The following is an 11,747-nucleotide window of genomic DNA, read 5'->3' as shown; positions in this document are numbered from 1 at the left end:
ATCCAGCCTAAATACCCCACGCTGCACGCCACGCTGCGGATTAGCGCAGTGTTCCTTTACTTGCATTTCATTTAGCCGTTCATTTGTCCTTCATTTGTCCTTCATTTGTCCTTTACTTGCGCCTGCACGTCGACGCTCGGCCAGCCGCCGCCGAGCGCCTTATAGAGCAACACCGTATCGGACAGAATCTGCTGGTGATTGGAGAGCAGTTCCTGCTGTGCTTCCAGCAGCGTCCGTTCGGTTTCGAAAACCTCCAGTTGCGACACCACACCGAGGCGCAATTGCGCCTCGATCTGATCCGCCACAATCTGTAAACGCGCGACCTGTTGCTCTAATTCCACACGCTGGGCCTTGTGTGAATTCAGATTGACCAACGCGTTTTCCACTTCTTCGAACGCGCCCATCACGGCCACGCGGTACTGCTGCTCGGCAACCGTCGATTGCGCCTGCGTCACCTTCACGTGCGCGCGCACGCCCGGGTCGAGCAGCGGAATATTGATGCTGGGCATGAAACCGTAGGTGAACGATTTCAGCAGGTCGGTCAGCGCGAAACTCGCCGTGCCGCCGTGGCCGGTGAGGCTGATGGTCGGCAGTTGCGCGAGCTTGGCCTGGCCGACGAGGTCGTAGGATTCCAGCACTCTGAACTCGGCGGCGACCACGTCGGGGCGCCGTGCGAGCAGTTGCGCGGGCAGGCCGTCCGGCACGGCGGGCAATTGCACGCGTTGCTGCAAATGCCCCTTGGGCATCTGGAATTCGCCGGCCGGCACGCCGATGAGCGTACACAGTGCGTTGTTCGCGAGATCGCGCGAGCGGCGCAATTCCAGCAACTGATTAGTGAGGCGGTTGATTTCCGCCTGCTGGCGTAACACCTGCGTTTTCGGCACGAGGCCATTGCGACTCTGGCCGTCGTAAATCGTGAGAATCTGCCGGTTGGTCACGAGTGTTTTTTGCTGCTGTTCGATCTGGTCGTCGAACTGGAGAATCTGAAAATAAGTGCTCGACACGTTGGAAACCAGTTCCAGATAACCGGCGCGCCAGTCGGCCTCGCTGGCATGAAACTCGGCTTTCTGCGCCTGTACGCCCTTCTCCACCTTGCCCCAGATATCGATGTCCCAGTTCACCTGGGTCGCCACGTTGTACTGTTTGGCGAAGGTCTGCCTGGTAGTCTTTTCGAAGTCGGCGCCGGCGCCAAGATCCATGGTCGGCAAAGCACCTGCTTTCGCCTCGCCGATCTGCGTGCCGGCCACGTCGATGCGTGCGGCAAGCACCTTGATATCGAAGTTGCCTGCAATCGCTTTGGCAATCAGCGTATCCAGATACGGATCGTGGAAGCCCTTCCACCAATCGGGTTCAATGGTCGCGGCGGCGGATACCGGTGAGCCTTTCTGATCGGACCACGACGTTTTAGCTGGAGTGTCGGGCCGTTTGTAGTCAGGCATGCTGACATCGACACACGCGCACAGCAGCAAAGCGCATGCGGTGGCGGCACCGAGTCCGCGCATCGACGCACCCGCACGGCGTACCACAGGTCGCGCCATTGTGCTGATGCTGCGCTGGTAGACCGATGAATCAGGCAACGCTGACACGATTTTCTCCGATGACGCCGGCTGCGCTGCACGAGAAGAACGCGCCCTTCAAGTAAAGCATGTCCTGCCCGGCTTCACCATCGAAGCGGTACGGGAAGATCGGCGCGGGGATCGTACGGTGACGCGGGGTCGTGTGGAAAGAACGATTGGACGCGAACGCTTTTTGACGCGCTGCTGCTGCGCGGCCCGCGGAGGCGGAAGGGCCTCCGCGGCGGCGTGCGCCGTTCAGTGCACGTTGATGTTGTTGCTCGAGGTCACGTGCGGGTCGATCGTCGTGGTGACGCCGGCCACGAAGGCTGCGTTGTTGCCGTTCGCGTTCTCGATGTTCATCGTCGTGCTGATCAGTTGGGTGGCGTCGACCACCTTGCTGTTGTTCGGCGCATACACCGGCGTGAAGTTGAAGAACGACGAAGAAGGGTAGCCGTAGCCGCCGCGCACGGCGCTCATGGCCTTGCTGTCGAGTTGAGCGGTGATGGACAGGTCTTTGATCGTCAGCGTGTTCATGGTAAATCTCCTTGGAAGGGAAACAGCACAGTCCTGCGGTTTGGGGTCGAGCAACTTGTCTGCTCGAGTGTCACTAACGCATGGGCTGTGCCAGGTTTGCTTTCCGATCCTAAGAAATCTTCCCGATGGCTTATGGCAAAGGACTTCGGGCGTGCCGTACTGCGCGGCCCATCGCGATGGCAGCCAGGCAGCAGGTGAGAGGTGGTGGATTAAAGCCAACTAGGTGCGCCGCGCTGTTGGTCAGATCACGACACGGCGCGCGGCGGGCATCAACGCGCGATGACCGTGATCTTCTTCGAGTACACCGGCGGATTGTGCGGGACGTGCATGTCGTCGCCCATCAGCAGCTGCAAGGTGTGCTTGCCGGGCGGCAGCTGAATCATCGTTTCCGTTTCGCCGGCGCCGAAATGCAGGTGGTTGCGATCGGAGGGAATCTCCTGATCCATGGGTGGCAGATCGGTATCGATCAGCAGATGGTGGTGCCCTGTGTTGGGGTACTTGACGCCCTTCGGCGCGACGCCCATGTAGCGCAAGCCGAACCACACGCGAAACGGCTTGTTGGCGGCCACCACCTGACCGTCGTTCGGATAGCCGATATACGCATGCGCACCGGCGGGCGATGGTGTCGTGCCGGCCACGACGAGATTCGGCGAGGCCAGTGCCGCCACAGTCAGCGCCGCGACCGCGATGATCTTGTACATGTTGGTCCCTCCGTCATGGCGGACCCGTTCTGAACGAACGGGTCGCACTAGTCTTTTTGCACGTTGATGGTGATCTTCTTCGAATACACGGGCGGGTTGTGCGGCACGTGATTATGGTCGCCGAGCAGGAGTTGCAGCGTGTGCTTACCCGGCGGCAGTTCGATGCGCGCGTCCGTTTCGCCCGCGCCGAAGTGCAGGTGATTGCGGTCCGACGGAATCTCCTGATCGAGCGGCGGCAGATCGGTGTCGATCAGCAGGTGGTGATGACCCGTGTTCGGAAACACCACGCCCTTCGGACACACGCCCATGTTGCGCAAGCCCATGCGCACCCACAGCTTGCCGCCGTGAATCACCGCGCCATCCGGCGGCCAGATGATGTACTCCTCGGCGCCCGGCGGCGAGGTGGTTGGCGCGGCGAGCGCGGAACGCGACAGCGGCACGATGCCGAGCAGGATGAGAAGCGTGGCGCCAAGGGTTGTGCGGCGCATTGCAAACTGCGCCTTCACGCTATGACGTACGTCGAGAACGCCGGTTGGGATAGTTCTTTGCATTGCGCACTCTCCCGAAGAGTGATCGTGGCCGCCACCGCGCGGCGCGCAGGCCGCGCGCTCCGGCTGGATTTCGCGCGCACGCCTGATCGGACGCCGCTCTATGAAAACGGCCGTACTGCGTTACTTTGTGAATTAGCTTAGGACGTAACTTGCTAAAAAGATACGGCACATTCGTTAACCGTATAACGCATTCGCGACACCTGGACCGTGGTGACGCGCTAACTGCGTGCTATCGTTATTAACAGGTTGTCGATGCATGGAGCGGCATCGATGCGCCGCCCGTTGCATTCCAACCACCGCCGCGGGCGTCGTGGTCGTCGAATACCTATGTTCTGTCCGGGACAAACAGGATTTGAATATGTGGCGAAAATTCCTGCTGGTGTGCATGGTCGGGGCAATGCAGGCGCTTGGGGGCGGTGCTCATGCCGCGGCGCAGCGTGACGCCGCGCATGGCGGCAGAAGCGCGTCGAGCACGACGATCGCGCCATTCACCTCATCGAGGGAAGATGGGCAGTCTCACCGTATTGCACTCGTGATCGGCAACGGCGCGTACGGCGCTCACGCGGGGCAGATTGCCGGTAATGCGCCGCGCGATGCGCTGGCGATGCGCGACCAGTTGCACGCGCTCGGCTTCGACGTCATCCTGCGCACCAATGCAACATCGCAGCAAATGCGTCAGGCTGTCGGCGAATTCGGTGAGCGTCTGCGAGCGGGCGGCGTGGGCCTCTTCTATTTCGCGGGGCACGGCCTACAGCTCGGCGGGCAGACCTTGCTGATTCCTGCCGGTCTCGACGCGCGCGCGCCGGCGCGAATGGTCAACGAGGGTCTCGATTTACAGGCCGTGTTGCAGGCAATGCGCGCGCCGCGTGCCGGCCAGCTCAATCTGGTGCTCCTCGACACCTGCCTGAACAATCCGTTTGCGGCCGACACGACGCTCGATTCTTACGCGCTGCCAGCCAATACGCTGGTCGCCTACGCAACCGCCCCCGGGGGCTTTGCAGCGGATGGCACGCGTCACGGCGTGTACACGGACGCATTGCTGCGTGCGCTCGCCGGCGCACCGTCGCAGGATCTCAGCGGTTTGTTTCAGCGCGTCGCCACGCAGGTCCGTGAGGCGACCGGCGGTCAGCAAACGCCGTGGGTCGCGTCGTCACTTCGTGAGACCGTCCGCTTCAGCGCGCCGCCGTTCAGCACCGCTGCGCTCGACGATCAACCCGTTGTCGTGCTGCATAGCAGAGGCATCCTGCCGAAAGACAGTAGCGAGCAATACGAAATCACCTTCTGGGATTCGATCAAGGACAGCAACTATCCGAGCGACTATGAGGCCTATCTGAAGGCCTATCCGAATGGCCGCTTCGCCACGCTTGCTCATGCGCGCATCGACCGGTTGCGCGCCGCTGCATCGTCGAGCGCGCCATCGAATGCGCCGCCTGCGCAAACCGCGCGGCCTGCCGCGCCCGCGAGCGCGGCACCGCAAGACCATCCGCGCGCAGCCGTGACGCCAGCACCGGGCCCGCCGGCCGCCGCGCCACCATCAGCACCAGCGCCCGCGCCCGCGCCCGCAGCCGCAGCGGCGCAAAAGTCCGCAACGCGCCCACTCGCCACCGGTGAAAGCCGCGACTGCGCGAATTGCCCGATCATGATCGCCTTGCCGGCAGGTTCATTCTCGATGGGAAGCAGCACCGACGATCCCTCTGAAAAACCGGTGCATCGCGTGAGCATCGGTGCGCCCTTCGCGATTGGCAAATACGAGGTGACCGTCGAACAGTGGAATGCGTGCGCCAGCGCCAACGCCTGCCAGAAATTGACGCCCGAAAACAATGCCAATAAAGCCGCACCGGCGCGCGACCTCAGTTGGGACGACGCGCAGCAGTACGTGAAATGGCTCAGCAAGGTCACCGGCAAACCGTACCGCCTGCCTACCGAGGCGGAATGGGAATACGCGGACCGGGGCGGCACCACCACGCAGTACTGGTGGGGCGAGCAGATGCGCAAGGGCAATGCCAATTGCAAGGACTGCGGCGATCCGTGGCACAAGGAAGGCCCGGAAGCCGTCGGTTCGTTCGCGCCGAATCCGCTCGGCCTGCACGACATGAACGGCAGCGTCTGGGAATGGGTGGCCGATTGCTGGCACAACTCGTACCAGGGCGCACCCGCCGACGGCCACGCGTGGGACAGCCCAGGTTGCGACATGCGCGTGATCCGCGGCGGTTCATGGCGCGAAGGCGCCGGCTACATGCTCAGCGCAACGCGCTTCAAGTACAGCGCGGGTGTGCGCCAGTCGCAGGACGGCTTCAGGGTCGCCAAGGACCTCAAGTAACGCGCCGTTGACCCCACCATGATGGAGATGACACCGCGTGCCGCTCAGGGCGTACGCGGCTTTGTCGTGATCGGCGCGAAATCGGCGACGATACGATCCTGGCCATATTTTCCGCCGAGTTGCGCAAGCCGCGCGTCGAGTGCGCGCAGATAATCGGCGCGCGATTCGCTTTCGGGCCGCGGCTTGTCGAACAGCGGCGCCGGCGTAATCAGCAACACCACCATCTCCGCGCCGAACGGCTTCGAAATGATCCAGTCGCCCGCGCTGCCGACCGTGGCCGCATAGTGCGGCGGCGCCTGATTGTCCTTCAGCCGCGGGCTGGGCAGCATATGCACGACGCTGCCGTCGAGCTGGTAGTAGTCCAGGTTCACATAGGAGTCGTAACCCGGCGTCGTCACGTTGACGACCAGCGGATCGCCTTCGCTCAGCAGGCCGCCTTGCGGCCGCACATGCAGCGCCGCGACGCGACCGGCCTGCCAGTTGTGGATCCAGTAGGGGGCGAGCGCCTTGACGGTGTCGCATTTGTCGTCGGCAAGCGGCTCGACTTTGAGCGTGAGCGTATCGACGCCCGGCAACGCAGCGAGCGTGTCCTTCAGATGCGCCACGCCGTATTGCCGCGAAACGTAGCCCTGCACCGTCAACGTGTGGTCCTGCGCCGAAGCGCTCAGCGCCGAACAGGGCACCTGCGCCAGCACGGGCGTGACGGCGGCCAGCGTCAGTGCGGGTTTGGGCGGCGGGGACGCCGGTGCTTGCACCGCGGCCGGTGGCACGGCTGCCACTGGCCCGGCAACTGGCGGCGCGGGCGTGCTCGCCACGCTTGCTGCGGAGGCCAGCGGTTGCGCCGAGGCCGCTTGATCCACACTGTCCTGTGACGCCGCCTCGACCGTCTGCGTGCCGCTCTGCCGATTCGGCGCGGAGCGGAACGCAAACACGCCGACCGCCGCGGCGCACACCACGGCGAGACCCGCGAGCCCCGCCTTCGCCAACGTGCCCGATTTTTCCGCGCGTGCTTCGTTGTCGAACTCCGCGATGAAGCGCACCACGCTCGGCATGCGTGCATTGCGATCGAACGAAAGCGCCGCCCGCAACGCGCGCCACTGTCTGGCATCGAGACTGGCCGGCCGCTGCGGCTTGAAGTCGGCGTTACGCGCCTGGGTCGCCGACAGTCGATCGAACGGATGGTGCCCCGTCAACAGTTCATAAGTGATGCAGCCGAGTGCATAGATATCGTCGCGCGGGTCCGGCTCGCGATGCTCGATCATCTCCGGGCTCGCGTAGGCAGGCGTCAACGCGCCGAGGCTGCCGGGATCGAAGACAGTCGCGTCGCTCTCCTCTTCCGGCCGCTGGAACACACGCGCGATGCCGAAGTCGATCACCTTCACTTCGGCGTTGGTGGTGAGAAACACGTTGGCGGGTTTGAAATCGCAGTGCACGAAGCCGCGTTCGTGCGCGTAGGCGAGCGCGCTGCACATGCCGCGCACGATCGGCAGCGCGGCGCGAACCGGCATGCCCTTATAGCCCGGTGTGCGCAATAGCTGACTCAGCGGCTTGCCGGTCAGATACTCCATCGTCAGGTAGACGATCGGCCCGTCGCGGTCGAAGTCGTACACCGTGATGATGTTGCGATGCGCGAGCACCTGCGCCTTGCGCGCCTCACGTTGCAGCGCGACGAGTGAATTCGGATTGCCGCGGAACTGGACGTTGAGCACCTTGATCGCAAGATACGGTTTGCGGTCCGATGCTTCGAGCTTGCGCAGATCGAGCGCCTTGTACACCGTGCCCATTCCGCCCACGCCCAAACATTCCTCCAGGACGAAGCGGTTGTTCAGTGTGTCACCGGTGCCTTTGATCTGGTCGGGTCCCGGCGTTCCCGCGCCGGCCGCTGCGTTCGATACGCTCGACACGCTTGCCGCGCTCGACGAGCGTACCGACGGAATCTCGATGGTGGTCTGAACGCCGGTTTCCTCGCCGCCCGCCGCCACATTGGACACGCGCAGCTGTTCGATGCGCCGCCGCACTTCGGCATAGAGATCGTCGGGCAAGGGGGCTTTGCGATGCGCGGTGCCGAGCATCTCCAGCAGCTGCGCCGGACCGAGTCCCTCGGTCGTCAACGTGCTGTCGAGCTGAGCGACGAACTCGTCGCGTGACAGCTCGCCGCTCTGAAAGTCGCGAATCACATGCGCAAGGCTAGCCATTTGTGCGAAGCGCCGCCGCTGTCCTTAGGCCGGATCGCGTGCGACCGGAGCCTGTCGGGCCGATAGAAAACCTGTCGTAATCAGTTACATGTGCCGCTTCGATACTAGCGCCGGACCCGCCCTTTCGCAAACCAGGATTGCCCCGCTGCGCACGCGGCGCAACGGTGTCGTGCGCTACCCAACAGCGCGCGGCGAATGGTTGGCTACGCGCCACCAGCCCCACAACGCAACCGTCACGCTGTACACCCGTCCGAACCTGTTCACCCACCGCGAAAGCCTCGCCCATCATGCCTTCGTTAAATTTCTTAGGACGCACGAATAAAGCTGGCACAGCCCATGCATTAGTGACACTCGAGCAGACAAGTTGCTCGAACCCAATCGCAAGACTCTGATGTTTTCCTCCAGGAGATTTACCATGAACACGCTGATGATCAAAGACCTGTCCATCACCGAACAACTCGACAGCAAGGCCATGCGCGGTGTGCGCGGCGGCTACGGCTACCCCACCTCGTCGTTCTTCAACTTCAGCCCGGTAGTCGCACCGGACAACAGCAAGAAGGTCGACGCCACGCAATTGATCAGCAACGAACTGAACCTCCAGAACGCCAACGGCAACAACGTCGCGTTCGCCACGGGCATCACCTCGACGATCAATCCTTGCATCACGTCGAGCAACAACATCCACGTGTAAAGCATGGGGAGGCGAAGCAGCCACGCCCCCGGGCCGGCTCGCTTCGCCCCGATCACGCCCGTCTTCCGCGCACCTTAGGAGAATCACCATGTCATCCCTCATGATTCGCGATCTGTCCCGCACTCGCGAGCTCGACCGCCACGCAATGTTGGCGGTGTCCGGCGGCACCGGCAGCAGCGTGCCCGGCCTGCCGTCGGTATCGGGCCTGGGCGGCCCGGGCGGCTTCGCCAACGTCAACGTCTCGATCAATCAGAGCGTCAGCCAGCTGCAATACGTGAACGTTGCCGCCCTCAATAACGTCGGCATGATCGGCGCAGGCGTCGTGCCGCTGAAGCTGAATGTCAGCCCGTCGCTGTGGGCCGCGAACTATGCCGACGTTTAACGCGGCGCAGTAGCGAAGCACCGGGGGCTTCTCTACTGCCGCCTGTTCGAACAGAACAGGCGCGCTGCAGGCAGATTTCCTATACTGATAGTGCGACGAGACCTCAGCACACTTAAAGACACACCCGAGCGGCGGCCGGACCATCGAATCCGCCGCCGTCTCGCTTTCTTCTCTGGAGCCGCCATGGCCAAGCTCGTCATCAAGGACCTCAGCGACAGCGTTGAACTCGACCGTCAGGCGATGGCGGCTATTGTGGGTGGCGCACGAATCGGCGCGCGCGCGAGCGTTACCGCTCAACCGGCACCGGGTTCGCCACGCGTGGTCGAATATCCCCCGGGCTTTCCCGGCGCGCACCAGGCCATTGCCGATGCCGCCGCGCGCCGTGGTTCGCCGCGCAGCTAGACTCTGCCTCACGCTCTCGTAGCGACGGCACACGCCTCTGGCGCGTGCCGTCTGCGTTTGCGTTTGCGTTTGCCTTTGCCTTTGCGTTTTTACTTCCCACGCACGCAAGCCGTCCGCGCACACCGCCTGGAGCGCCGCGAACCAATCCGTCGAGCCTGCGCGCAACAACGCCATCTTGGAAGACCGTATTAAAGGGACTTTCCTATAGGACGCACGAGACGTCCTTAATTGGAAACAAACGGCTCCTCCATGCCTCGCCCCTGGAAGGGGCGGTGCCATACGCCTGGTGAATGTCCGCAGGCGGCGACGCCGACTGCCGCGCGGTCACCTATGATGCTTAGGACGCCACGTGGTTTTTTTCTCCTGGCGTAGAAGTGCCTGCGGCGAAAGACAGACAAAACCTCACACGGCACTTGCGACGATGGCAGCGCGCCACGAGCCGGCATCGCCAATATCAGATTGGAGATCCGCCATGAAATTCATCGTGCAATGGAACGGCCTGCCGACCGCTGAAGGTGCCGTGATCGAACGCTTCATGAAAACCGGCGGCCAGCCACCGGACGGCGTCAAATTGCTCGGGCGCTGGCACGCCGTCGGCGGCTTGCATGGGGTTGCGATCGTCGAGGCGGAGGATACGCGCGCGCTCGCGGCACTGTCGCTCGAATGGGGCGATCTGTTGACGATGGGCGTCTTCCCGGCCTTGACCGACGAGGAACTAGGCGCCGCGTTGGGCGCGTATCAGGCCGCGCGGAAATAGGCCAACAAGCGGCGCACACCGACTCCACACTCGTTGCATCACGCCATGACGCCCAATGCGGCCGCTCCACTGCCCAGCGGACAATTGCTGCCGTTTCGCGAATCGCTGCTGGCCATGCTCGGGATCGCGTTCGTTGCGATGCTGGTGGCGCTCGATCAGACCATTGTCGGCACGGCGCTGCCGCGTATCGTTGCGGAACTGAAGGGCTTCGATCTGTACGCGTGGGTCGCGACGGCCTACATGCTCGCCTCGGTCATCACCATTCCGATCTTCGGGCGACTCGGTGATCTGTTCGGCCGCAAGCGGTTTCTGGTCGCCGCGATTGTATTGTTCACCGGCGCGTCGGTGCTCTGCGGCCTCGCCACCAACATGCTGCTTCTGGTGATTTGGCGCGGCGTGCAGGGCATCGGCGGCGGCATTCTGATCGGCACGGTGTTCGCCACCGTCGCCGATCTGTTCCCCAGTGCGAAGTTGCGGCTGCGCTGGCTTGTTTTCGTCACGTCAGCGTTCGGGGTCGCCAACATGGTCGGCCCGACGCTCGGCGGCCTTCTGACCCAATATGGTGGCTGGCGGCTGGTGTTCTTCGTCAACGTGCCCGTCGGCCTCGTGTCGCTGCTGTTCGTGCAGCGCTTTCTACCACCGCTGCGCCCGCAGCGCCGCGACGGGCCGGTGCGGCTCGACTGGCTCGGCGCGTTCGTGCTCGCCGTCACGTTCAGCGCATTGCAACTGCTGATCGAGTTGTTCCCGCGGCAGGGCGTCGGCACGGTCACGATCGTCCTCGCCGTCATCACGACGATTTGTGGGCTGACACTCTGGCTGTGGGAGCGGCGCATCGGTTATCCGATCGTGCCGGTGGATATGCTGATGGACCGCAAGCTCTCCGCGCTCTTCGCCATGTCGGTGCTCGGCGGCTTCGCGCTGTTTTCGCTGGTGTTTTATGTGCCCTTGTTGTTTCAGGGTGGCTACGCGATGTCCGCGCGCTCCTCAGGCATGCTGATCACGCCGCTGCTACTCGGCACAACCGTGGGCAGCGTGCTCAATAATCGTATCGTCACACGAATCCGCCGCGCCAACGCCATCATGTATGTCGGTTTCGCGCTCTCCGCGCTGGCCTGTCTCAGCGTGGTGGCGCTCAGGGGCAATGAACCGCATCTGGTGTGGATGTCGTGCATGGGGATCAGCGGGCTCGGGCTTGGCCTGGTCGCCACCAGCCTGACCGTGTGTTCGCAGCAGATCGTTGCGCGCGATCATCTCGGTGCAGCGACGGCGTTGCTGCAGTCGTTGCGGACTTTCGGCGGGATGCTCGGCACCGTGATGACCGGCGCGTTACTCGGGCATCTCTATACCAGTGGCGTGCATCGCTCGCTCGATTCGTATCAGGCGACACAGTGGTTCAAATCGTTCGCGAGCCCGGAGTTGCTGGTGGACCGCGCCGAGCAGGCAGCGTTGATCAATCGTCTGGTGAGCGCCGGCCATGCAGGCGACGCAATGATGAATTCCGCACGCGAGGCGCTCGTGGAATCGATTCATATCGGCATTCTGGTGGCGGCCGCTGCCGCACTTATTGGTCTATGCCTCGCGTGGTTCGTGCCGCCTGTGCGGATCAGCTATCCGGATAACGAACCCATATCAGGTACGTAAGCGGAAGCGGACACCGA

At 63.2% G+C, this 11,747-nt stretch carries 11 protein-coding genes and 1 pseudogene; 7 read left to right on the top strand and 5 right to left on the bottom strand.

Features of this window, described 5'->3' with window-relative positions; all coding sequences use genetic code 11:
* Positions 1 to 101 precede the first annotated feature (101 nt).
* From PQR27_RS35095 to PQR27_RS35080, 4 genes are all read right to left on the bottom strand, one after another.
* Positions 102 to 1,538: an efflux transporter outer membrane subunit gene (locus PQR27_RS35095; protein ID WP_408528404.1), complete on the bottom strand. Its 1,437-nt coding sequence runs from the start codon at positions 1,536 to 1,538 to the stop codon at positions 102 to 104.
* Positions 1,539 to 1,811: 273 nt separating this feature from the next.
* Positions 1,812 to 2,090: a hypothetical protein gene (locus PQR27_RS35090; protein ID WP_408528121.1), complete on the bottom strand. Its 279-nt coding sequence runs from the start codon at positions 2,088 to 2,090 to the stop codon at positions 1,812 to 1,814.
* Positions 2,091 to 2,359: 269 nt separating this feature from the next.
* Entirely contained in the window at positions 2,360 to 2,791 is a 432-nt protein-coding gene (locus PQR27_RS35085; RefSeq protein ID WP_408528120.1) for a DUF4399 domain-containing protein, read from the bottom strand.
* A 47-nt stretch (positions 2,792 to 2,838) separates the two neighbouring features.
* Positions 2,839 to 3,342: a DUF4399 domain-containing protein gene (locus PQR27_RS35080; protein ID WP_408528119.1), complete on the bottom strand. Its 504-nt coding sequence runs from the start codon at positions 3,340 to 3,342 to the stop codon at positions 2,839 to 2,841.
* 256 nt (positions 3,343 to 3,598) lie between these two features.
* On the opposite strand from PQR27_RS35080, the pseudogene PQR27_RS35075 reads away from it, so the two are divergent.
* Positions 3,599 to 4,495 (top strand): annotated as a pseudogene (locus PQR27_RS35075) (caspase family protein); the annotation flags it as partial.
* Between the two features lie 69 nt (positions 4,496 to 4,564).
* Positions 4,565 to 5,662, top strand: coding sequence for a formylglycine-generating enzyme family protein (locus PQR27_RS39430; RefSeq protein ID WP_494471440.1), 1,098 nt, complete (start codon positions 4,565 to 4,567; stop codon positions 5,660 to 5,662).
* A 44-nt stretch (positions 5,663 to 5,706) separates the two neighbouring features.
* On the opposite strand, the gene PQR27_RS35065 is transcribed toward PQR27_RS39430, so the two are convergent.
* A complete protein-coding gene (locus tag PQR27_RS35065; RefSeq protein ID WP_408528118.1) occupies positions 5,707 to 7,857 on the bottom strand; it encodes a serine/threonine protein kinase in 2,151 nt (716 codons plus the stop codon).
* Positions 7,858 to 8,272: 415 nt separating this feature from the next.
* Between PQR27_RS35065 and PQR27_RS35060 the strand changes: the two genes are divergently transcribed.
* The 5 genes from PQR27_RS35060 to PQR27_RS35040 all read left to right on the top strand — a co-directional run bounded on the left by PQR27_RS35060 (position 8,273) and on the right by PQR27_RS35040 (position 11,730).
* On the top strand, positions 8,273 to 8,548 hold the full coding sequence (locus PQR27_RS35060) for a hypothetical protein (protein ID WP_408528117.1): 276 nt from the start codon (positions 8,273 to 8,275) through the stop codon (positions 8,546 to 8,548).
* An 88-nt stretch (positions 8,549 to 8,636) separates the two neighbouring features.
* Positions 8,637 to 8,930, top strand: coding sequence for a hypothetical protein (locus PQR27_RS35055; protein ID WP_408528116.1), 294 nt, complete (start codon positions 8,637 to 8,639; stop codon positions 8,928 to 8,930).
* A gap of 183 nt (positions 8,931 to 9,113) precedes the next feature.
* Complete coding sequence (locus PQR27_RS35050) at positions 9,114 to 9,332, top strand: hypothetical protein (protein ID WP_408528115.1); 219 nt, start codon at positions 9,114 to 9,116, stop codon at positions 9,330 to 9,332.
* A 472-nt stretch (positions 9,333 to 9,804) separates the two neighbouring features.
* Positions 9,805 to 10,089 carry a DUF3303 domain-containing protein gene (locus PQR27_RS35045; RefSeq protein WP_408528114.1) on the top strand — a complete coding sequence of 95 codons (285 nt, stop codon included), beginning with the start codon at positions 9,805 to 9,807 and terminating at the stop codon, positions 10,087 to 10,089.
* Between the two features lie 45 nt (positions 10,090 to 10,134).
* Complete coding sequence (locus PQR27_RS35040) at positions 10,135 to 11,730, top strand: MFS transporter (RefSeq protein WP_408528113.1); 1,596 nt, start codon at positions 10,135 to 10,137, stop codon at positions 11,728 to 11,730.
* The last annotated feature ends 17 nt before the right edge of the window (positions 11,731 to 11,747 follow it).

This window comes from Paraburkholderia fungorum (genome assembly GCF_046027215.1).
Taxonomy (GTDB): Bacteria; Pseudomonadota; Gammaproteobacteria; order Burkholderiales; family Burkholderiaceae; genus Paraburkholderia; species Paraburkholderia fungorum_D.
The sequence above is the reverse complement of the archived record's forward strand: the minus strand, read 5'-3'. Positions and strand labels throughout refer to the sequence as shown.